The following is a 21,295-nucleotide window of genomic DNA, read 5'->3' on the forward strand; positions in this document are numbered from 1 at the left end:
TCGGGCGTTGTGGCATCTCTCACCTAGTTTTGGCCGAACATTTTGGAATAGAAATCGACCATTTGCGACACCATTTCATCGCCGTGGCCTGCGTCTTTCGCGGATTTCATCGCATTCAGCGGGCCACCGACAAGCGCGGACTCTGTGCCCGCATCTTTTGCCATTTGGTCGTAATACCCAAGGTCTTTGGCCGCATTACCGATACTGAAAGCCAACATATCTGGATTGCCGTCGATTGCGTAGCCTTTGACCAGGTCCATCATCATCGATTTCAACGGACCCGCCGCAATGACATCAAACACCTGCTGACGGTCCACACCTGCGACGTCCGACATCGCGAACACTTCGCCCATCGCGTTTGCAACGGTCATCCCGAAAAAGTTGTTCATCAGCTTGATTGTGTGACCCGATCCAACGGCCCCCAAATGAAAGACGTTTTCGCCCAAGTCATCCAAAACTGGTTTGATCTTGTCAAAAGCGGCTTTGTCGCCGGACGCCATGATATTCAATTTGCCGTCATAGGCCTGCTGGGGTGTCCGTCCCAATGGACCGTCCAGCATCGTGCCGCCCGCCGCTGCGACTTTTTCCGCCAAGGCGCGCGTGCTTCCGGGCAGTGACGTGCCGAAGTCGATGACGACTGCGCCTGATTGAAGTCCTGCAATCACGCCATCTGCGCCGGTCATGCGGGCTTCCACACTGGCGGATGTATCCATGCACAGCATGACGATATCGCTGGCACTGGCCACGTCGCGCGCAGTGTCCACTTCGGTCGCCCCGCGTGCAACAGCCGCATCAATGTTCGGGCGAGACCGGTTCGCGGTCACGGTGACCTGATAACCCAAGTCCTGAAGGCGAGAGACCATAGCCGATCCCATCAGCCCCAGCCCGATAAATCCAATGGTGGGTTTCGTCATGCTATCTTTTCCTTCGTATCTTCGGGCTGCAGTATTTGCTGCGCCAAGAGCGTTTCAATGTCACGCGTTACCTTCAGCGTCCGCGCAGCATCAACGACATCAATTATCGGTTCGGCAGTGCCCGCAATCACTTGGCAAAAATGTGTCAGTTGCGCGATCAATGGTATCGTCTTGTTAGCAGATAAGGTTTGCGCTGTCGCGGGCTGTGACCAATCAGAGGCACCACCCCATAGTGTGAGAGATGGGAACGCGATCCCACCATGCGTGCCCGTAATCCACCACATATCCTGACCAGTGGTACCAATGTTGGGGTTCTCTGCTGTTCCGGCTTCAAAACCCCACGGGCTGGGCGCGGTATCGGCAAAGCTGATTGTCGCACATAGCCCGCTTTCAAACCGCAAAACAGCGCCACCGCTTTCGACTTTGCCGCTGCCGCGTTGTGCATTTGATCCAAGGGCTGCAATGTCGGTGACCTCGCCAAAGATAAACCTGAGCAAGTCGATGTCATGCACAAGGTTAATCATCACCGGACTGCCATCCGCACGCCGCCAATCCGCGTTAAAATAGCTGTCATGCTTACGCATCGCCCATATCAACGTAGAGGTCACGGGCGCGCCAATCTTGCCAGACAAGATGGCGTCCCGCAGGACGTCAATAGATGGATGATAACGTCTGTGGTGGCCAACAAGACACCGCACACCGTGCGTACGGACGGCCTGCCCAAGATCGCGGGCTTCGTCCAATGTCGCCGTAACCGGCTTTTCGATCAACATATGCCAACCGCGCTGCGCACATTGCATTCCATGGGACGCGTGCAATCCGGTAGGTGTCGCGATGATCACACCATCGACGTGCACATTCACATCGGCAATGTCGCGAAAGACCGGGGCAGCGATCCCATCCACCTGCACCGGATCAACAACACCAACCAATGTGCAGTCAGGATGATCCTGCACCGCCGCCACATGCCGCGCGCCGATCAGTCCGGCCCCTATAACAAGGATATCAGGCACAGAATGGACTATCCGCTTGCCACCGATGTTGGTCGATATGCGGTGACGTGGCCGCTGTCGTCCGCGCCTGTTCCCACAGACCCAGCCACGTGCGCCAGTCCCGCAATTCCGTCTGCGGCTGCGCCCGAGATCTGGCAACAAAATCGGGGAACTGCTGACGTCCTGTGTTCTGCCCGCTCACGTTATATCGAATATCAAATGACCACCTGTAACCGTCAGACGTGTTCGGCCCCGAACAATGCGGGGTCAGCGGGTGTATCAACAAGATGCTGCCCGCCGTCATTTCCGCATCAATTGCGCGATCTTGGTCAAGGTGTGCGTCAGGGATCGCAGTTTGAATTTGCGGGCAATGCGGCAACATATCGTCAGGCGGATTAGGTATCAGGCGCAAGCACCCGTCTTTCACTGTCGCATCCGTCACTGCGATCCACACCGTAATGATATCTGTTTCATCAGCCAACGGATGCCCGACGCCGCGATCCTGATGCCATGCAGTGACGCCGATATGGGCACGCGTCTCGCCTTCAGGCACTTCGCGTTGGGGCGGCTTAATGCGGACATGCTGAATCGGATTTGACGTCAATTCACCACCAAGAACGGTTTCGACGACATCAAGGATCGGGTCATGTGTGACCAGATCAAACACGGCGGGTCCAAAATGAAATGGCGTATCTTCCGTGATATCAGCATGAGGAAGCGAAATATCGAGCGGCTGAAACCATTCAACTTCAGCCGCCCGAGCCCGATCAAGTTTCGCCCAGAAATCAAGTCCCTCGGCTGGATCAGTCACCAATCCCTGCGCGAACCAATCGTCGTACAAGTTGTCCATAACCCCATCGTATTCTCCCCGAATTGCACGCAGCAAATCGGGGGACACGACGTCTTTAACGATCAGGTAGCCGTCCTTCTTGAACTGCGCAATTTGATCTGCCGTAAGGGTCACAGCAATATCGTCACGATGGATGGCCACACGAGAAGCACGGTGATGGCGATCAACTGCACACAGATAAACGGCAGGAACCCACGGAAAATATCCGTCAAAGAGATATGCGGCGGTGCCACAGATTTTAGGTAAAATGCAGCAGGTCCAAATGGTGGCGACAAGAAACTGACCTGCATGTTCATACAGAACAACACGCCGAACCAAATCGAGATTTGGGATGGCTCAAGTTGACCGACAAAGCCAATTTCTTCGATGGGTAGGCGTTTCACAATCGGAAGGAATACAGGAATGATCAGCAACACGATCCCGACCCAATCCATAAACGCACCCATGAAGAGCAGGATCAGCATCATCGTCAGCAATACGGCCATCGTCGGCATGTCCGCGCCAACGATCAGATCCGCGATGTATGATGGACCGCCCGCAAGCGTATAGGCCCCCGCCAAGGCAGCCGCCCCGATAGTCACCCAAATGATCGTACCGGTGGACCGCAACGTCCGCATCAATGCGTCCCAAACAAGTGATTTCGAAGCTTCACCACGAATCAACGCGATCACGAAGACCGCCAATGCGCCCATGCCTGCCGCCTCTGTGATGCCGGAAATACCGCCGTAGATGGACCCTAAAACGATGCCGATGACAGTGAAGGGCGGCACAAGGCCCTTGCCATGTTCCCAACCGACTTTGACCCGTTCCATCCCGAACACGAAGAAAGCCAGCACCAGTGCCGCGACCAAATAGCCGATGATATAGGGGATATGATATGTCATCCCCCACGCAATCGGATCAACGTTTTCGCCCATGTTTGTGTTCTGACCTGTTACGGTAAAGAACAAGGCCCGCAGCAGCAACAGCGTCGTGAAACCCGCCATAAGGACCGACAAGAACGCACCGAACAGGCCAAGTTTTTGGCGTCCTGTCGGCTCACCCGGTTGAGGTTCTGGCAATGGGGCCAGCGACGGGTTTAGGTTCGTCCGGATCAGAATGTAGATGATAAAGAAACTGGCTAGCATGAAACCGGGCAGGAACGCGCCAGTAAAAAGCGCCTTGATCGATGTTTCAGTGATCAGGCCGTAAATGATCAACACGATGGACGGTGGGATCATTGTCCCCAGCGACCCTGACGCACAAATCGTCCCGATGGCGAGGTTCTGATCGTAGCCAAGCCGTAACATCTGTGGCAGTGCGATCAGGCCCAACAGGACGACTTCACCGCCGATAATGCCCGACATCGCCGCCATAATCACAGCCATCAAGGACGTGACAATCGCGATGCCACCGCGCACGCGGGACAGCCAGTAGTCAAGGGACGTGTACATTTCCTTGGCAATGCCGGACCGTTCCAACAGCGCCGCCATAAAGATGAACAAGGGTACGGATATCAGGACATATTCGGTCATAAGATCGAATATCTTCTGGGTGAGCAGGTATAGCGGCCCCGTCCCCGGTCGCCCCGTCAGCATGCCATCACCCCATGAAAACGGGTTTGTCAGCAAGGCCGGTTCAAATTTCATCACCAGCACTGCGACCGCCAGAACAGCAGACGCAAAGCCAAGCGGCATACCAATCGCTAGCAGGACCAACAGGCCCAGAACCAGCACAATCGAGATTGTTCCGACGTCCATTATTTCGCCCCTACGCTGCGTTTGATCGCTTCAAGTTCTTCGTCATCCATGTCCGTTGCGCTCGCGATGACGGGTTCGGTATTCCAATCGGCGATCAGGTTGATCACAGACTGGATCGCTACCAGCGTGATGATGATCAGGATCATCGGCTGGATCGTCGCGGGGATCGGCGGATCAAAGGCGGTGCCGAACATTTCCCACCGGTAAAATTTGGTCAGAAACACCTGCTTGTAGCTGCCAAAGACGAGGAAGAAGGCGAAAACGCAGATGAAGAAGACCGAAGCCGTATCGCACGCTTTTTGCGCCCAGCGCGGCATCACTTCGTAAAGGATGAAGATACGGATGTGGCTGCGTTGCTGCATGGCGTAGAAGCCTGAACACAGAAACACAAACCCCGCGATCCACAGTGTCAGCTCATTCGCCCAAAGTGTTGGTTTCTCAATCGCGTAACGCAGGAACACCTCGTACATCATCACCATTGTCATAAGCAAAACCAACATCATAGTGACCCGACCGATGAAAATCGCCACGCGGTCGATGGCGCCCCAGTCTTGGAATTCCATCGTCGCGACTTTGATGGTCCGCATCCCCAAGACGAACAGGATTGGAATAAGGACCAGCGCTGTCAAGTCGATGATATCAATGTGCCCGCCGACCACGGCCCCGAGATTAGGCGTGACGTCTTTGCGCAATTGCAATGCTTCGATTTGGCCATACAGGCTTTCGTTCGCGGGTGGCAGAAAGTCGAGAATGAACGACGGCATGTGCCAAATCACCCATCCCATGCAGATGATAAACGCCAACGGAATAATCCATTCCAATAAGCCTCCTGTTTCTGCTTCGTCCATGACTGTCCCCTCCCAAGGTCGTCTAAGTAATCTCGAACTCTTTGATGAAATCCGTGTTTGGCGTAACACCTATTCCCGGTTTGTCCGGAATTTTGACGGTGCCGTTGGTCGTCTTCACCTGGCCTGCGATGTCCAGCGGGTCTTCCAAAAGATCATCGCGGAAATGATTATGTGTGGTGTCGAATTCCAACATCGGTTCCCACGGGTGCAGCCCGCCGGGCATAGGCGGCATCGCTGCAAGCAGTTGCAGGTTCACAGCAACGGCGATGTCTGAGCCCCAGACGTGGTTAATAACAGGCGTGAAATGCGCGTGGCAAAGGGCCAGCACCCGTAGATATTCGCTGATCCCGCCAAGTGCGCAGACTTCGGGCTGTGCAATATCAAGACCGCGGTTTTCAAGGATTTGGCGCCAGCCCCAGCGGTTGAATTCGGCTTCTCCGCCCGAAATATTGATGTCGAGACCAGCGCGTAATTCGCGATAGCCATCGTGATCTTCAGGCGCGATTGGTTCTTCGAACCAATACGCATCAAGGTTTTGCAATGCACGGCCGACGTAGAACGCGTCCGACGTTGTGTAGCAATGGTTGGCATCCACCATGAAACGGAAATCGTCGCCGACACCGCGTCTGACCGCTTCGGCCAACTTCACATCCGGTTTCGGCCCTAACCCGACTTTCATCTTGGTTGCGGCAAAACCCATTTCTTTAATCTCAGCGGCTTCATCCACGAAACGCGCCGCTAAGCTGTCAGGAGTTTCATCAGGGCGCAGCATCATCCCATAGCCGTAAACGGTGACGTGGTCGCGGTGTGCGCCACCGATCAGCTTGTGAATAGGCAGGCCTGCGACCTTACCCGCGATATCCCACAGCGCGATATCGACACCGGACAGGGCCTGCATCGGCATGCCCTTTTGTCCGTGGTCGCGCAAAAGGTTGTAAACTTTGTGCCAGATCACATCGCGATCCATTGGGTCCATTCCCAAAATCAGCGGTTGGATCACACGTTCAACGATAGCTTTGTTGGCCAGCGCCACATTGCCCGGACCAAAACATTCGCCCCATCCGGTGATGCCTTCGTCCGTCGTCACTTCCACCAAATGGGCAGACCGTTTCGCGTAATACTGCTGCGAATAGCCCAAAGGCTCTGGCAGGTCATACTGCAAAACATGGCTTTGAATCTTAACGATTTTCATAGGTGCCTGGCGGGGAAAGAGGTGAAAACGGCAGGGCCATCAAATAGCCCTGCCGAATGTCTGTCAGTCGTGCGTCTGAAGAATTACTTCAACAGACCCATCTGTGTCAGGAAGGCAATATGGCTTTCCAAAAGTGCTTCTGCCTCTGGTGTCGTGGCAAAGCTTGTCCAACCAGCTTTCACAGCTTCACGGTACTGTGCCAGCTCTGCTTCAGGCCATTCGTACAGGTTCACACCCTTCGCACGCAGATCAACAGCGGTCTGTGCGTTTTGCACTTCGTTTGCTGTTGCGTTCTTCAGCGCCAATGCTTCCATCGCAACGGTCATAATGCGCTTGTGGTGCTCTGGCATCGCGTCCCAAATGTCCTTGCGGCAAGCAAGGTGGTCGGCTGGCATCGAATGGAAACCCGGGAAGTTCGTGTGCTCTGCAATGTCATACAGACCAAGGCCCACGTTGTTCGTCAGGTTGGCCGCATCAGCACCGTCGATGATGCCTGTTTCAAGCGCCGTAAAGATTTCGTTGAAATCCATCACGATCGGGGAAGCACCCATTTCGGCAAACACGAGTGTTGCCAAACCTGGTGGTGAACGGAACTTCCACCCTTCAAAGTCGGCAACGCCTGCAATTGGCTTAGTCGACGCAAGCGATTCAGGACCAGGGATCCACCAGCCGACAAATTCCATGTCGTATTGGTTGTACAGATCGTTGATTTTCGAAGCGCCATCGGCGTGCAGCATCCAAGCAAGCTGCTGATACGGGTTCGTGTAGCCACCCAGCAAATCGCCAGTGAACTGGAACGCTGGGTTCTTACCGGTCTGGTAAGCACCACCTGTCATGTCGCAATCAAGAATACCTGTGGCCGCCGCATCAAACGTTTCTGCCGCTTTCACAACAGAACCGGAATAAAACATTTCGATTTGGATCTCACCGTTGGACATCGTCTGGATGTCTTCGATGTATTCTGCAGCCATTTGGCCAGACAGCGTTTCAGGCGAAAAGTGGGTTTGAATACGCAATACAGTTGAGGCGTGCCCATCCGCGTAGGCCGCAGACGCCATCATTGCCACACCGGCAACAGCCGTCGTCAGTTTCGTCATCAATTTCATTTTAGTCCTCCCTAGGGCCAAATCAGCTTTTTCCCAGCTCCTCCCAGAGACTGGCATTGATTTTGGTAAGTTTAACGCTAACGGCGGGTTTACGCTGCGACAACAAAATTCTTGCTTTTTCCATAATTTTGATAATATCTCAAAATCTCAAAATTTTTTTCGGATGTAGTTGCGGACATGACCATTGAAATACCAATTTTTGATACCGTACGAGATCGGATCGTCAACGGAGAATTTGCGCCAAATCAACGCCTTAAGTCTGCAGACCTTGCACAGGAATACGCGATCTCTGCATCCAGCATGCGTGAAATCCTGTTTCGGCTTTCGACCGTCGGTTTGGTGAATTTTCAAGAACAGCGCGGGTTTCGGGTCCCCGAACAATCCGACCGCTTGCAGCACGATCTGACACAATTTCGCGTTTTACTCGAGTCAGAAGGCGCGGTGCTGTCGATTCGTCACGGCGACATCGACTGGGAATCCCGACTGATGGCCGCCCACCATCGCCTGTCCCATATCGAGAGCCGGATCAACGGTGGGCCATTTGATACCGACCTGCTGACGCTTTGGACCCGCGCAGAACAGGCTTTTCATCAAACTCTGATCGAAGCTTGCGGATCAGACGTTTTGAAAGAAGCGCACGACGTCGTTTACCATCGTTTCCGCCAACAGATGATCGCGAAGGATCGCGATTTTGAATACGTTCCTGAAAACGTCACCCAACATCAAGGCATCCTAGATGCAGTGCTTGCCAAGGACGAAGCCCTCACGCGCAGTCGCATTCACGAGCATTTGTCACGGAATTTCACGAGACCGGTCTAGGGTTTGCCTAACGGCAACCCATTGAGATCAAGCAACTCTTCAAACAATCCCGAATGATCACGATCGCCTGCATCCATCTGGGTCATATAACGATGAAATCTGTCGCGCACATGCTGAACAACGGGCAGTTTGAGCGATCCTGCCTCCGCTAGCACGTTATCGAGATCCTTTAGCTGCAGCTTGGTCAGCCCCCCCGGAACGAAATCGCGGTTCGTCATCCGCGCCCCATGCTGCTGCAAAATTGTGCTATCCGCGAAGCCGCCTTTCAGCGCTGAACGCACCGCAGTGGCGTCTGCCCCATTCTGTTCAAGCAACAACATTGCCTCGGCGACGGCGCCGATGGTCACCGCCACGATGGCTTGATTGGCCAGCTTCGCCAGTTGCCCAGCGCCTGTCGGTCCGACAAGCGTCGGCCGTCCCATGGTTTCAAACACGGCTTTTGCGCTTTCAAAAACAGTAGCGTCGCCCCCCGCCATAATCGCAAGCGTCGCAGCCTCTGCACCCTTCGATCCGCCTGATACTGGCGCATCAAGAAAGGAAACATCCGACGTCGCGAGGGTGTCCGCGAATGCGCGGGCCTCTTCCGGTTTGGTGCTCGACATATCGAGCCAAATTGCACCGGATTCCAACGCTGATTTTGCCTCTGCAATAATGCTTTCGACCGCCGGACCGTCCGACAGCATCGAAATCACAACATCCGCGTGCGTGACTGCATTGGCGACCGTGTCCGCGACCTTCACGCCGTGCGCGGTTAACCCTTCGGCTTTCGCGCGGCTGCGGTTCCAGACGGTCACATCGAACCCGGCCAACGCGATGTTTCGGGCCATCGGATAGCCCATTAAGCCTGTGCCAAGCAGTGTGATTTTGCGCGTCATGCGGGACCCTTTCGGTTCGTCGTAGCGTTGCAAACCTGCCGCGAACCTGCGTAGGCTTTCGGTATTCATGCGGCGAAGATCGCGTGATTGCAAGAAACCCCAGCCTGTCGTTCATCTACCAAAGGACCTTACCGTGCCAAAGATAACCCCCGAAAACCTGCGGTCCCAAAAGTGGTTCAACAACCCTGAAAACCCTGAAATGACAGCGCTTTACCTTGAACGCTACCTCAACTACGGCCTGACCCGGGAAGAACTGCAATCAGGCAAACCAATCATCGCGATTGCACAAACCGGCAGCGACCTTAGCCCATGCAATCGCCACCATATCGAACTGGCGAAACGTACGCGTGACGGGATCATTGCAGCGGGCGGCGTCCCGCTCGAGGTGCCAGTGCACCCCATCCAAGAAACCGGCAAACGCCCGACCGCGAACCTTGATCGCAACCTCGCATATCTTGGTCTGGTCGAGGCGCTGTTCGGGTATCCTGTTGATGGCGTCGTGTTAACGATTGGCTGCGATAAAACCACGCCTGCCCTGCTTATGGCCGCTGCAACGGTCAACATTCCAGCGATTGCATTGTCCGTCGGCCCGATGTTGAACGGCTGGTACGAAGGTGAACGCGCGGGGTCCGGCACCGTCATTTGGAAGGCCCGCGAAAAGCTGGCGGCGGGCAAAATCACCGACGCCGAATTCATCGAAATTGCCGCCGCATCTGCCCCATCGGTGGGTTATTGCAACACGATGGGGACGGCCACGACGATGAATTCTCTGGCTGAAGCATTGGGCATGCAATTGCCCGGCTCGGCCGCCATTCCTGCCCCTTACCGCGAACGCGGGCAGATTAGCTATGAGACCGGAAAACGCATTGTCGACATGGTCTGGGAAGACCTGCGCCCCACTGACATCATGACGCGCCAAGCCTTTGAAAACGCGATCGTTGTGAACTCTGCGCTCGGCGGGTCAACCAACGCGCCCATCCATTTGAATGGCATCGCCAAGCACCTTGGCGTCGATCTGAACAACGACGATTGGCAGGCGCATGGCCACGCCGTTCCGTTGCTCGTGAATCTCCAGCCAGCAGGCAAATATCTTGGCGAAGATTTCCATCGCGCAGGCGGCGTTCCGGCAGTCGTGGGCGAATTGATGCAGGCAGAAATGCTGCCGCATCCGGATGCAGTAACCGCGAATGGCAGGACTATGGGCGACAATTGCGCGCTACGCCGGACGATAAACGATGACGTGATTTTACCCGTCGCAGACCCGTTGATGCAGGAGGCCGGATTCATCAACCTCAAGGGCAATCTGTTTGACAGCGCGATCATGAAAACCAGTGTGATCAGCCCCGCGTTTCGCGAAACTTATCTGTCGAACCCGGATGACCCCGACGCGTTTGAAGGGCGCGCTATCGTGTTCGACGGGCCAGAAGACTACCATCATCGGATCGATGACGAGGCAGAAGGCATCGACCAGAACTGTATCCTCGTGATGCGCGGCGCTGGTCCAAAGGGGTATCCTGGCGGGGCCGAAGTCGTGAACATGCGCGCCCCATCTTACCTTTTGAAACAAGGGGTTGAAGCATTGCCGTGTATCGGTGACGGGCGGCAATCAGGCACGTCAGGTTCCCCGTCTATCCTGAATGCATCGCCAGAGGCTGCGGATAACGGCGGGCTCGCGTTACTGCAAACTGGCGATACGATCCGCATCGATCTGAAAACTTGCACCGCAAACATTCTGGTGTCCGACGACGTCCTACAAGCACGCTTTGAAGGATTGATCGCTGCGGGCGGCTTCCCGATCCCAGTGTCACAATCCCCGTGGCAACAGTACTTCCGCGACATGGTCGAACCGCTCTCCGACGGGATGACCTTGCGCGACGCGTCGAATTACCAAGACATTGCGCGCAAACATATGCCGCGCGACAACCATTGAGGCCACGATGACCGACCTTTTCACAATTGCCCCGCTGAACCCCACAATCCGCGCCGCTTTGGACTCCGCATTTACCGTGCATCACGTGGATGACATGGACGATCCTGTCGCGTGGCTTGCCGAAAACGGCGCGGGGATCGCCTATGCGCTAACAGACGGACATTACGGGATAAAACCGGAATACCTTGCAGGGCTGCCTGACCTCAAATTGGTTAGTTCAAACGGTGTGGGCTATGATGCGATCGACACCGACGCCGCTGTCAAACGCGGCGTCATCGTTACGCATACGCCTAATGTTCTGAACGCCGAAGTCGCAACAACAACGTTGATGCTTCTGATCGCATGCTACCGGAATTTCACGCGAGAGGTTGATCATGCCGTATCGGGCCGTTGGGCGGAAACAGGTAATCTGCCGCTCTCGCGGAGCGTCGACAATCGGACCATCGGGATTTTGGGTTTAGGCCGGATCGGGATGGAAATCGCGCGGAAACTCGCGCCGTTCAACTCAAAAATCCTGTATCACACCCGTACAAAGCGTGATGTGGATTACACATACTACAACGATTTGACGGCGATGGCGCGCGACGCAGACGTGCTGATTTCCATCGCACCAGGCGGCGCCAGCACGCATCATTTGGTGAATGCCGACGTCATGGCAGCCTTGGGTCCCGATGGCGTCCTGATCAATGTAGGGCGCGGTTCCGTTGTCGATGAAGCGGCACTGATCAATGCGTTAGAGACAGGAAAACTGGGCATGGCGGGCCTGGATGTCTTTGAAAACGAACCACATATTCCCGAAGCCTTGCGCCAGATGCGCAACGTCGTTTTGACGCCGCACATCGGATCAGCCACAGTTGAAACGCGTGCCGCGATGGCGCAATTGGCTGTCGATAATCTGTTGCAGCACCGCAAAGATGGTACAGTGATTTCCCCCGTACCGGAATGCGCATCGCTGCTTTAGCCGTGCATTTGCGCATAAATCGCGGGCGCTAGTCCTTTTCGACAGCGCCTGCGACCAAAGCCCCCGCGCCCTGAATGACACGTCCCGCCAGTGCACACCCTGCCGCGATCTGGTCTTTGACGTTCCCTTCAGTGCCAAGAAATCCGGCGTTAAAGCTGTCGCCAGCCGCAGTCGTATCGCGGACTTTGTCAGCCATCTGTGGGGCGAAACTGCCGCTTTCATCGCCGGACAAGTAACTAATTTCACCACCGCCGTTCTTCACGATAATCGTGGTGCAGCCCGCACCTTGATACCGCGCTTGGGTCGCTGCAATATCGGCATCACCAAAGAATAACGCTTCTTCATCGTGTGATGGGAAAACGATGTCACTGACGCTAGCGAAATCCATGACAGCCGCGCACATCGTCGCCACATCAGGCCAAAGCCGCAGACGCAGGTTCGGATCAAACGCTATCGTAGCCCCACTTTCACGGGCGATGATCAAGGTTTCACGGAGTGCCGCACGTCCGGCATCATCCAGAATTGCGATAGAAATCCCAGAGAGATAGACAACATTCGCGCCAGCCACAGCACCCGCAACAAGCCCGTCCTGCCGCATCATTTCGCGGGCCGCGGCTTGCCCGCGCCAATACGCAAAACTACGTTCACCGTCTTCCAAATGGATCATGTAAAGACCCATCGTGTGCGTGGTCAGACGCCCGATATGTTCGGTGCCGATGCCAGCCGCTTGGGTGAAGTCCGCCATCTTGTCGGACATTGTGTCGGTCCCAATACACGTTACAAAATCGACATCCCAGCTGGGTTGTAGCTCTGCAAGATACCAAGCAGTGTTGAACGTATCCCCCGCGAATGACGCACCAAAATGATCAGGCGTCCCAGTGGGTGCCATTTCGACCATGCATTCCCCGATGGACACGATACGTTTTGCCTTGGTGATCATGTGCTTCCCCTTTTCGCGTACTAGTATACCAGATTGACCTTCCCTAGCAACGTTCCGCCCTGACGGCAAGATCAACGCTATGGAGTTCCTTACCTTTATCACGAACAGATCCATGCCTATGTATTAACCACGTCCAAGACGGACTGGAGGCACGCGAATGATTAAGATTGCAGGGACTGGCGCTGCGCTGCCCAAAAATTGTGTCACGTCGTCCAGCCTTGGTCTCATCCACGGATACGACGGATCACTTGCAGAGGTGACAGGTGTCGATCAACGCTATGTCGTTGATCAGGAGACACAAATCGACCTTGCAAAGACTGCCGGCCTTGCGGCGCTGAAAAATGCTGGATTAGCCATTTCCGATATCGACACAGTAATTTCGGGCTGCGCTGTCCCCTATCAAAGTCTACCAGCGACCGCCCCGTTAATCATGCAGCGCTTGGGGATCGTAGACGGCGCAGCCAGTGCGTTTGACGTCAACAGCACCTGTCTCAGTTTCCTCACGGGGATCGACATGGCTGCCGGATTGATTGCATTGGGTAGGGCGAACACAGTCTTGGTTGTCGCCTCAGAAATCGCATCCCGCGCACTGCCTTGGTCGACAGCACCGGAAACAGCCGCGCTCTTTGGTGATGGCGCAGGTGCAGCTGTGATCACCAAAGGGGAAACACCTTACACAGCCGTCATGCGTACATATCCATCTGCCTATAACGCCTGTCAATTAGGGGCGGGCGGGACACGATTTGACTACCACAACGACCCCGTCGGGTTCGACAACAACGCCCGTTTCCAAATGGATGGCAAGGCTCTATTCCGGTTAAGCGCTGCGCACTTCACTGATTTTGTTGATGAATTACTGATGCGCGCTGGCTGGAAAATTGATGAGGTTGATGTCATCGTCCCCCATCAGGCAAGCCCCCATGCGTTGCGCCATATGATCCGCCAACTTGGTGTCCCACGCGAAAAAGTCGTCGACGTATCCGCGACCGTCGGGAACCAAATCGCGGCTTCTTTGCCGATCACATTGGACCATGCGCGGCGGAATAATCGGATCAAAGACGGTACAAAATTGCTCATGCTTGGGACGTCCGCAGGCGTGTCTTTCGGCGGTCTCGCGATGGAGGTTTCGGAATGACGAAAACGCTGGTCACGGGCGCTACAGGTTTTCTGGGTGGTGCGGTCGTCGCAGCCCTGCGCGATGCGGGTAAAGACGTCGTCGGCACCGGTCGCAACCTGCAGAAATGCGCGGATCGCGGCTTCACTGCTGTTAATCTTTCAACGCCTATCGAAAGCTGGCCAGATCTAGGTGAAATTAACCAAATCGTGCATTGTGCCGCGCTGTCTGCGCCATTCGGGCGGTATGCGGATTTTATGAATGCGAACGTCGTGGCCACACAAAACCTTGTCACATTCGCGAAACGGCAAAACGTCAGCCGTTTCGTCCACGTCTCGACATCGTCGGTGTACTTCACGCCCAAAGATCAACTGAACGTCACCGAAGACAGCCCACTACCCCGCCCCGTGAACGCCTATGCCAAGACCAAACACCAATCGGAAGACATTGTGCTGGGCGCAGGCAACCTATCCCCCATCGTTTTGCGACCAAGGGGCATTTACGGCAAAGGCGATACGGCTCTGCTACCCCGCCTTTTGCGTGTCGCGACGCGGCGCCCTTTACCGATTTTCGGCGATGGGACCGCCGAAATCGATCTGACGCATGTCGATGACGTCGTAAGCAGCGTGTTGGCGGCGCTGGACGCCCCAAAAGTGACGGGCATCTTCAATATATCGGGGGGCGAACCCCTTCTGATCCAAGACATCGTCAACGCGGCAGCGGGTAATGCAGGTGTCTCAGTTGCATGGCGCAAACAGCCGCTAAAACTGGTGATGGGCTTTGCCGCTGCGCTTGAAAACCTTGCGCGAATTGACCCGCTCAGACGTGAACCCATCATCACGCGATATGCGCTAGGGCTGTTCGCTTACAAGCAGGGACTGTCCATACAGAAGGCGCGTGATCAGTTGAACTGGTCCCCCAAAGTGAACTTCGCTGAAGGGCTGGAACGGACGTTTTTCCCATGAAAGTCGCATTTGCAAATAGCGCAACCATGCCGACGCTTGAACGCTTGATCTTGCGCAAAGGGAGGTGGCACAAATTACCCCTGCGCGTCCGCTACGGTATTGTTATTTATTCAAAATTGGGCCCCACGCTGATCGACACAGGGTATACACCGGAGACCACCCAAGGTCCGCGATCTTGGCCACTCCGCCTATATGGCATGCTGTTTCGGCCCCGACTTTTGCCAGATGGCCAGATCGATTCGACGCTTCAAAAGTTCGGATTGATGGCAGACGATATCAAACACGTCATCATCACCCATTTTCACGCCGATCACATCTCTGGACTGCGCAGATTTCGCAATGCCCGTTTCTACGTCGATCAAGACGCGGCGCAAAGCGTCTTGGCTGGACCTCGTTTCGCAAACATCAGACATGGTTTTTTCAAAGAACTGTTGCCGGACGATTTCGCGGAACGTTTGATCAACATGAAAGCCCAGCCAAAATTTGAAGCCGGCAACGCCCTACCAGACGGTTTTGACTTGGCGGGTGATCATAGCATGATCGCGATCCCGCTGCCGGGCCATACACACAGCCATTTCGGCATCTATTTCCCAACACTTGAACGACCATTTTTATATGCGACCGATGTCCAATGGTTAAGCGCGGCGATCATCGACGACCGCTTGCCTGGTTTCCCGTCTAGCATCGCCACTGCCGATACAAGGAAAGCCGCTGCATCAGCAGATATCGTCCGACAATACGCCTGCGCGGGCGGCGAAGTCGTCTTATGCCATGATCCCAAACAAACCGCTTGGGACATATGATGCTTACCGAAACCGCACGCGCATTTGCATCGACGCGCTGGCATTCACGCGCCCACCAAAGCCGCGAGAACTTTGAACGGTGGCAGAAACGACGCCTTAAAACTTGGCTGCAAAAATCTGTTCCGAAAGTCGCCGCCTACCCTGATCCTATGAGCCGTCTGGACGAGCTACCGATCATCGAAAAGGCCGATCTGATGGGTGCGTTCGATCAGTACAACGTGCCCCGTATAACCGCACAAAGCGCGTGGCAGGCTTTGTCGTCTGGCGACCAGATTGGCGACATGATCGTCGGTGCCAGCACCGGAACGACCGGTAATCGCGGGCTTTTTGTCATTTCCCAGCAGGAACAATACCGGTGGCTTGGGACTATTCTGGCCAAGACGATGGCGGACATGTTGTGGCAACCGCAAAGGGTCTCAATCATCCTGCCCCGTAACACCAGCCTGTACGATAGCGCCAACCGTACGCGGTATTTAGATTTGCGGTTCTTTGATATCACACAAGGTGTAGAGGCTTGGATCGACGCGCTATCTCAGTTCAACCCAACGGTGATCGTCGCCCCGCCACGTATTTTGCGCCATCTTGCGGAAGCCGATATCCCCCTGTCGCCGAAGCGTGTTTTCAGCGCCGCCGAAACCTTGGATCCAATAGATGAGACAATCATCACGGATCGATTTGGCGGCCCGCTGCGCCAGATTTACATGGCTACTGAAGGATTGTTCGCCGCGTCATGCAAGCACGGCACGCTGCACGTAGCCGAAGAGTCCGTGTTCTTCGAACTCGAAACCGTAAATGGCGGGCTGGTGTCCCCAATCGTCAGCTGTTTTCAACGCGAAACGCAAATCATGGCGCGCTACCGGATGAATGACCTCTTGCGCCTTTCACCCACCCTCTGCCCCTGCGGATCACCGTTAACGGCTGTATCAGAAGTAGTGGGGCGCACAGACGACACGTTCGATTTTGGCGCGACTTTTGTGACGCCCGACGTCATACGTGACGCGGTTGTACAGGCGCACCCCGACATTGCGGATTTCAGGGTCGTACAAAGTGGTAAATCGACGGTGATTTTAACATTACCAACGTCATCTGCGCCCGATGTCGCTGCGCGGGCGTACGACGGCCTGCGTTCCCTGTTCGATGCGCGCGGGCTTTGCGTGAACGTAATTTTGCAGCACGCGGATCTGACCTTAGCAACCGACCAAAAACTGCGTCGGGTTCGCAAAGATTGGACCGGATAGCGATGCCAGCCTCCACAAACAGTGCCCAAAACTTTGCGGCATTATTCAATGCTTTTCCGGTTAACGCGCTCATCGCGAACCTTCAAACGACAGTGCATTCGATCAATGTGGATGGGGCGACGTTGCCATTAACACTGAACGACGGAGGCGCCGATAAAACCTGTTATATCTGCTGCCCTTCGACGGCTTACATTGACTACGCCATTGATGAAACGCGCCATTTCGTCAGGCGGCACATGCTCCGCCGCCTGATTGAAGGTCTAATCAAAGCCTGTGGGCCCATTGTACAAGCCGCGGGTCTGGATCGTCAGGTACAGGTGAACAACTGGCTGCTTTCGACCAACCCGATGCCCGCTATATCAAATGCTGCGGACCTGCGGGACCGACTGCTAGAAATGTATCCCGACCGCGCGATAATCATCAGATCGCTCAATGACATCGCTGATCCGACAACCATCGATCAACTGCGTCAAAGCGGCTTTCGCATGCTGCCCGCACGGATGGTCTACATCGCGGCCAGCCTTGATGACCGCAGTTTGTCGAACAACATGAAACATGACCGCCGCCTTCTACGGAACACCCCGCTGCAAATCGTCAATTACGACGCATTCTCCGACGCGGATTACGTGATCGCCGAACGACTTTATGCCCAGCTTTATCTCGAAAAATACACGCCGCTGAATCCGCAGTACACGGCGACCTACATTCGCGAAATGCACCAGCGTGGGCTATTCACGTTGATGGGGCTGCGGGACGAGAGTGGAACGCTGGTTGGTGTTACGGGATTGTTCGAAAACGCGGGCACCCTGACCCAACCGATTGTGGGATACGATACCAATCGTCCGCAGTCCGAGGGGTTGTATCGGATGGTGATGGGTTTGGCCCAGAAGCACGCCATCGAAAACGGGCTGTTCTTTCACATGAGCGCGGGTGCCGCATCTTTCAAACGCCTGCGTAGGGCAAAGCCGACCGTCGAATACACCGCCGTTTACGTCGATCACCTGCCGCGCAAACAACGTCTCGCCGTGCGGGTGATGGAACAGGTTCTGACCCGCATCGGCGTTCCGCTATTGAAAAGGTTTTCACTATGACAACAGACCCTTGGCAGGCCGTCGCTCTTTCAAAAGACATAACCAGTAAACCCTTGCGCGTGATGCTGGACGGTGCCCCAATTGTCTTGTTCCGCGCGACGGACGGTCTCACCGCGCTGACCGACAGATGTCCGCATCGCTTGGTCGAACTATCGAACGGCCGGGTGGTCGACGGAGAGATCGAATGCCCTTACCATGGTTGGCGTTTTGGCGGTTCGGGGCAATGCACAGCCGTCCCCGGTTACGCTGGTGATCTGCCGAAAGCCCGCGTGAAAACGTGGCAAGTGTGCGAAAAAGAAGGGGCTGTTTTCATCAGTCACAGCCCGCAGTCGGCAACCCCATACACACATTGTGCCGCCGGGCAGGACGTGATCACGCGCATGGTCCGATCAGACACACAATCCACCGTCATCGATGCCGCCGAAAACATCCTCGACGCGACCCACACGCATTTCACCCACAAGGGATTGCTGCGGGGGCTCAGTTCAAAACGAGTGTTGGTCGACGTGACCGTCACCGGCGGCGATGGCTGGGTCGAGGCCTGCTATACAGGTGAAGACAAACAGCAGGGTTTCGTCAGTCGCACATTGGAAGGGACGCGCACAAAAACGATAGGACGGTTTCGGGCACCGGGCATCGCGGAATTGGAATACTGGGGCCCTGATGGTCTGACCCTTGCGACGACCTTTCATCTTCGCCAAGCATCACCGGATCACGTCGAAGGGATCGGGTGGTTGATCGGGCCAAACACAGGCATCGGCGCACAAATAAAGGCATTGGCGTTTAAACCGATGTTCAAACTTGCGCTGCATCAGGATCGTCGGGTGCTGTCGTCCGCCAGTCGCAACGCAGCTTTGTCGCCCGATGCCAAACCCGTCGTAGGGCCATTGGATTTCCTACGCAACGATATCGCCGCCATTATGTCAGGCCGTTTGCCGGACTGCGCTGAAACCCCAAGAACCCATCAAATTCAGCTTTGATCCGGTCCATTCCATTCAATATCTCGGGTTGATGCGGACTGAAGGTTGACGCGATCGCGCAGTGCAATTTTTCCGATTTCCACCAAGGCATTCAATTGCTGCCCCTTTGGACGCGGGTCAGTGGGCCAATCCAAAGGGTCTTGGGCGGTCCGATACGTGCGCCAGAATTCTCGAATCCGTCCTGTCCTGATCGCCTTGGGCAGCCCATAAACCCACATCGCCAGTTTCACGGCTTGGGTTTGCGATACATCAGGCACAATTGCTGGTCCCGCATCGCAAACTGCGGCTCCAAAGGCCGCTGGATCACGGAAAAAATGCACGCCACTTGTGGCCCGCGGATTGCATTCGAGCGGCATGATCGTACCATCCGCCTGCCCGATGAAATCGAATGAAATCTGTCCGGTCCAACCTGTACCAGCAACGAAACGGGTTACAAAGTCCGTGATCTGATCGTCATGAATAGGCGCAAAACAAATGCCCGCACCTTTGCCCGCGCGATACAACGATTGGTACTGCGCCAACCCTAACATTTTACCATCTCTCGCAATGGCATAGGTGCTCATTTCAACACCATCGACAAACGCCTGCGCGACCCATGGCGATGCCGCCGTAGGGGCCAATGTGGCACGTTGCCGGGCGGTCGGTTTGATCATGACTTCCGATGCAAAGCGTGACCACTGCGGTTTAAACACGACGCTTTCAGGCTGCGCATCTCGATCAGCCTTCGACTTCAGCAGCGCTGTTTCGGGCGCGGGCAAGCCCAACTCCTTCACTGTTTCAATAAAGGCGTACTTGTCATGAACTCGCGCGAGACCAGCCAAATCAGGGCACCAAATTGGTACCTTGAGGTCGGCTTTTATCATCGAAAGGTAAAAGACCTCTTCACAAGTCGGGATAATAAGATCGACGTTGTGATCAGTCGCAATCCGTTGAATTGCCGAACGAAACGCAGAATGCGCGCTGCGTGGTGACGGCAAAAGGTGGAACTGCGTGCAAGCAACACTGGAGGCGGCCATCGGCGACGGGATGCTACAAGCAAGATGAACGCGGTGTCCCGCAAAATGAAACAACCGCGCAAGATGCAGCGCAACTGGCGCGCGCGCGCCCGTAATGAGGATAGTTTTCGCAGTCATTCGGCCAGTTTAGCCGAAAACATCTGTCTGTTCTGTAAGTTTCTTACGCCGCGACTTGATACGGCGTTTGCATTGCAATCTCGCCCAAACCGTCAAGCTCCATGACCGCCACCAATGCACGCGCTGCTTCTAGCGACAACGTGCTATAGACGGACAATCCAGCGTCAAAAATGTCGTTGGATTTCGGGCAGAACATCAACGCGCCGGTGTTGGCAAAGATGATTTCGTCTTGTGCGAACGCCAATGTGATCAACTCGATCTGCTCCGCCGGCGGCACGCGTACGATCCCGCGAAATCCTTCCAATGCAAGTGCCGGGATCATCGCGAACGGATCGCCAAACACTTCTTCTGCCGCGTCCGCTTCGATCATGACCGATTGGGTCGGCATCAAGATCATGTCGTCACGGTTGCCCAACGCTTCGGCAGGAACAAACAGCGGCCACGTATCTGCAGGGGCCAATTCACCGCCAGTGACCAGTATCTGACGGTGCACGGCAGCAACTGTTTGCATGCCCCCGTCGAATGTCAAAACCAGATCACCAACAGCAACAGCCGCGACATCGCGCCACCCGAATTGCGTTGCGACCTGTGTGCCGGCGACAAGCCCGGTCGCCAATTCTGCCAACGTCGCGTCAGCCAATAAGCCAGCCTCGGCTACCGTACTGCGGCCCCAAATGTCCTTTTTAAATTCAAACATTGGCACAATCCCCTTTTCCCGTGGCACCGACCGAATTGGTTTCAGTTCTCGCCGCTTGCACAACCAGTAGGCGACGATTCTCAAGACGATCGTGCGTTGGAAAAAGGG

At 55.3% G+C, this 21,295-nt stretch carries 20 protein-coding genes; 9 read left to right on the forward strand and 11 right to left on the reverse strand.

Annotated features, from left to right (window positions below; genetic code table 11):
* Nucleotides 1-23: 23 nt before the first annotated feature.
* From K3729_15840 to K3729_15870, 7 genes are all read right to left on the reverse strand, one after another.
* On the reverse strand, nucleotides 24-914 hold the full coding sequence (locus K3729_15840) for an NAD(P)-dependent oxidoreductase (GenBank protein UWQ98865.1): 891 nt from the start codon (nucleotides 912-914) through the stop codon (nucleotides 24-26).
* A complete protein-coding gene (locus K3729_15845; GenBank protein ID UWQ98866.1) occupies nucleotides 911-1,927 on the reverse strand; it encodes a Gfo/Idh/MocA family oxidoreductase in 1,017 nt (338 codons plus the stop codon). The genes K3729_15840 and K3729_15845 overlap by 4 nt, the downstream gene beginning before the upstream one ends.
* Nucleotides 1,920-2,870, reverse strand: coding sequence for a phytanoyl-CoA dioxygenase family protein (locus K3729_15850; protein UWQ98867.1), 951 nt, complete (start codon nucleotides 2,868-2,870; stop codon nucleotides 1,920-1,922). Before K3729_15850 ends, K3729_15845 begins: the two co-directional genes overlap by 8 nt.
* Nucleotides 2,867-4,495 carry a TRAP transporter large permease subunit gene (locus K3729_15855; protein UWQ98868.1) on the reverse strand — a complete coding sequence of 543 codons (1,629 nt, stop codon included), beginning with the start codon at nucleotides 4,493-4,495 and terminating at the stop codon, nucleotides 2,867-2,869. Before K3729_15855 ends, K3729_15850 begins: the two co-directional genes overlap by 4 nt.
* Nucleotides 4,495-5,343 carry a TRAP transporter small permease subunit gene (locus K3729_15860; GenBank protein ID UWQ98869.1) on the reverse strand — a complete coding sequence of 283 codons (849 nt, stop codon included), beginning with the start codon at nucleotides 5,341-5,343 and terminating at the stop codon, nucleotides 4,495-4,497. Before K3729_15860 ends, K3729_15855 begins: the two co-directional genes overlap by 1 nt.
* Before the next feature lie 22 nt (nucleotides 5,344-5,365).
* A complete protein-coding gene (locus tag K3729_15865) occupies nucleotides 5,366-6,535 on the reverse strand; it encodes a mandelate racemase/muconate lactonizing enzyme family protein (GenBank protein UWQ98870.1) in 1,170 nt (389 codons plus the stop codon).
* An 83-nt stretch (nucleotides 6,536-6,618) separates the two neighbouring features.
* The gene (locus K3729_15870) at nucleotides 6,619-7,641 is read right to left on the reverse strand and encodes a TRAP transporter substrate-binding protein (GenBank protein UWQ98871.1); all 1,023 of its coding nucleotides are present in this window, start codon (nucleotides 7,639-7,641) and stop codon (nucleotides 6,619-6,621) included.
* A gap of 177 nt (nucleotides 7,642-7,818) precedes the next feature.
* Between K3729_15870 and K3729_15875 the strand changes: the two genes are divergently transcribed.
* Nucleotides 7,819-8,460 carry a GntR family transcriptional regulator gene (locus K3729_15875; protein UWQ98872.1) on the forward strand — a complete coding sequence of 214 codons (642 nt, stop codon included), beginning with the start codon at nucleotides 7,819-7,821 and terminating at the stop codon, nucleotides 8,458-8,460.
* Here K3729_15875 and K3729_15880 read toward each other — a convergent pair.
* The gene (locus K3729_15880; GenBank protein UWQ98873.1) at nucleotides 8,457-9,335 is read right to left on the reverse strand and encodes an NAD(P)-dependent oxidoreductase; all 879 of its coding nucleotides are present in this window, start codon (nucleotides 9,333-9,335) and stop codon (nucleotides 8,457-8,459) included. The two genes, K3729_15875 and K3729_15880, sit on opposite strands and share 4 nt — an antisense overlap.
* Before the next feature lie 67 nt (nucleotides 9,336-9,402).
* Between K3729_15880 and K3729_15885 the strand changes: the two genes are divergently transcribed.
* Both K3729_15885 and K3729_15890 read left to right on the forward strand, forming a co-directional pair.
* Entirely contained in the window at nucleotides 9,403-11,265 is a 1,863-nt protein-coding gene (locus K3729_15885; protein UWQ98874.1) for a dihydroxy-acid dehydratase family protein, read from the forward strand.
* A gap of 7 nt (nucleotides 11,266-11,272) precedes the next feature.
* A complete protein-coding gene (locus tag K3729_15890; protein UWQ98875.1) occupies nucleotides 11,273-12,226 on the forward strand; it encodes a 2-hydroxyacid dehydrogenase in 954 nt (317 codons plus the stop codon).
* Between the two features lie 28 nt (nucleotides 12,227-12,254).
* Here K3729_15890 and K3729_15895 read toward each other — a convergent pair whose 3' ends face one another.
* Nucleotides 12,255-13,166: a sugar kinase gene (locus K3729_15895; GenBank protein UWQ98876.1), complete on the reverse strand. Its 912-nt coding sequence runs from the start codon at nucleotides 13,164-13,166 to the stop codon at nucleotides 12,255-12,257.
* A gap of 157 nt (nucleotides 13,167-13,323) precedes the next feature.
* On the opposite strand from K3729_15895, the gene K3729_15900 reads away from it, so the two are divergent.
* Genes K3729_15900 through K3729_15925 form a run of 6 tightly spaced genes read left to right on the forward strand, consistent with a single transcriptional unit; the run spans nucleotide 13,324 to nucleotide 19,357 of the window.
* The gene (locus K3729_15900; GenBank protein UWQ98877.1) at nucleotides 13,324-14,301 is read left to right on the forward strand and encodes a ketoacyl-ACP synthase III; all 978 of its coding nucleotides are present in this window, start codon (nucleotides 13,324-13,326) and stop codon (nucleotides 14,299-14,301) included.
* The gene (locus K3729_15905; protein UWQ98878.1) at nucleotides 14,298-15,245 is read left to right on the forward strand and encodes an NAD(P)-dependent oxidoreductase; all 948 of its coding nucleotides are present in this window, start codon (nucleotides 14,298-14,300) and stop codon (nucleotides 15,243-15,245) included. The genes K3729_15900 and K3729_15905 overlap by 4 nt, the downstream gene beginning before the upstream one ends.
* Nucleotides 15,242-16,048 carry an MBL fold metallo-hydrolase gene (locus K3729_15910; protein UWQ98879.1) on the forward strand — a complete coding sequence of 269 codons (807 nt, stop codon included), beginning with the start codon at nucleotides 15,242-15,244 and terminating at the stop codon, nucleotides 16,046-16,048. Before K3729_15905 ends, K3729_15910 begins: the two co-directional genes overlap by 4 nt.
* Nucleotides 16,045-17,286: a CoF synthetase gene (locus tag K3729_15915; GenBank protein UWQ98880.1), complete on the forward strand. Its 1,242-nt coding sequence runs from the start codon at nucleotides 16,045-16,047 to the stop codon at nucleotides 17,284-17,286. Before K3729_15910 ends, K3729_15915 begins: the two co-directional genes overlap by 4 nt.
* Before the next feature lie 2 nt (nucleotides 17,287-17,288).
* Complete coding sequence (locus tag K3729_15920) at nucleotides 17,289-18,377, forward strand: GNAT family N-acetyltransferase (protein UWQ98881.1); 1,089 nt, start codon at nucleotides 17,289-17,291, stop codon at nucleotides 18,375-18,377.
* Nucleotides 18,374-19,357: an aromatic ring-hydroxylating dioxygenase subunit alpha gene (locus K3729_15925; protein UWQ98882.1), complete on the forward strand. Its 984-nt coding sequence runs from the start codon at nucleotides 18,374-18,376 to the stop codon at nucleotides 19,355-19,357. Before K3729_15920 ends, K3729_15925 begins: the two co-directional genes overlap by 4 nt.
* Here K3729_15925 and K3729_15930 read toward each other — a convergent pair.
* Together K3729_15930 and K3729_15935 are read right to left on the reverse strand one after the other, a co-directional pair.
* Nucleotides 19,348-20,490: an ATP-grasp domain-containing protein gene (locus K3729_15930; GenBank protein UWQ98883.1), complete on the reverse strand. Its 1,143-nt coding sequence runs from the start codon at nucleotides 20,488-20,490 to the stop codon at nucleotides 19,348-19,350. The genes K3729_15925 and K3729_15930 overlap by 10 nt on opposite strands.
* A 43-nt stretch (nucleotides 20,491-20,533) precedes the next feature.
* The gene (locus K3729_15935) at nucleotides 20,534-21,187 is read right to left on the reverse strand and encodes a Hint domain-containing protein (GenBank protein UWQ98884.1); all 654 of its coding nucleotides are present in this window, start codon (nucleotides 21,185-21,187) and stop codon (nucleotides 20,534-20,536) included.
* Nucleotides 21,188-21,295 lie beyond the last annotated feature (108 nt).

This window comes from Rhodobacteraceae bacterium S2214 (assembly GCA_025141675.1).
GTDB lineage: Bacteria > Pseudomonadota > Alphaproteobacteria > Rhodobacterales > Rhodobacteraceae > Yoonia.

Coding starts and splice junctions, on each gene's coding strand:
- K3729_15925 (UWQ98882.1), top strand. CDS start 18,374: ATGACAACAGACCCTTGGCAGGCCGTCGCTCTTTCAAAAGACATAACC.
- K3729_15930 (UWQ98883.1), bottom strand. CDS start 20,490: ATGACTGCGAAAACTATCCTCATTACGGGCGCGCGCGCGCCAGTTGCG.
- K3729_15895 (UWQ98876.1), bottom strand. CDS start 13,166: ATGATCACCAAGGCAAAACGTATCGTGTCCATCGGGGAATGCATGGTC.
- K3729_15880 (UWQ98873.1), bottom strand. CDS start 9,335: ATGACGCGCAAAATCACACTGCTTGGCACAGGCTTAATGGGCTATCCG.
- K3729_15890 (UWQ98875.1), top strand. CDS start 11,273: ATGACCGACCTTTTCACAATTGCCCCGCTGAACCCCACAATCCGCGCC.
- K3729_15840 (UWQ98865.1), bottom strand. CDS start 914: ATGACGAAACCCACCATTGGATTTATCGGGCTGGGGCTGATGGGATCG.
- K3729_15875 (UWQ98872.1), top strand. CDS start 7,819: ATGACCATTGAAATACCAATTTTTGATACCGTACGAGATCGGATCGTC.
- K3729_15915 (UWQ98880.1), top strand. CDS start 16,045: ATGATGCTTACCGAAACCGCACGCGCATTTGCATCGACGCGCTGGCAT.
- K3729_15885 (UWQ98874.1), top strand. CDS start 9,403: ATGCGGCGAAGATCGCGTGATTGCAAGAAACCCCAGCCTGTCGTTCAT.
- K3729_15910 (UWQ98879.1), top strand. CDS start 15,242: ATGAAAGTCGCATTTGCAAATAGCGCAACCATGCCGACGCTTGAACGC.
- K3729_15855 (UWQ98868.1), bottom strand. CDS start 4,495: ATGGACGTCGGAACAATCTCGATTGTGCTGGTTCTGGGCCTGTTGGTC.
- K3729_15920 (UWQ98881.1), top strand. CDS start 17,289: ATGCCAGCCTCCACAAACAGTGCCCAAAACTTTGCGGCATTATTCAAT.
- K3729_15870 (UWQ98871.1), bottom strand. CDS start 7,641: ATGAAATTGATGACGAAACTGACGACGGCTGTTGCCGGTGTGGCAATG.
- K3729_15905 (UWQ98878.1), top strand. CDS start 14,298: ATGACGAAAACGCTGGTCACGGGCGCTACAGGTTTTCTGGGTGGTGCG.
- K3729_15935 (UWQ98884.1), bottom strand. CDS start 21,187: ATGTTTGAATTTAAAAAGGACATTTGGGGCCGCAGTACGGTAGCCGAG.
- K3729_15860 (UWQ98869.1), bottom strand. CDS start 5,343: ATGGACGAAGCAGAAACAGGAGGCTTATTGGAATGGATTATTCCGTTG.
- K3729_15900 (UWQ98877.1), top strand. CDS start 13,324: ATGATTAAGATTGCAGGGACTGGCGCTGCGCTGCCCAAAAATTGTGTC.
- K3729_15865 (UWQ98870.1), bottom strand. CDS start 6,535: ATGAAAATCGTTAAGATTCAAAGCCATGTTTTGCAGTATGACCTGCCA.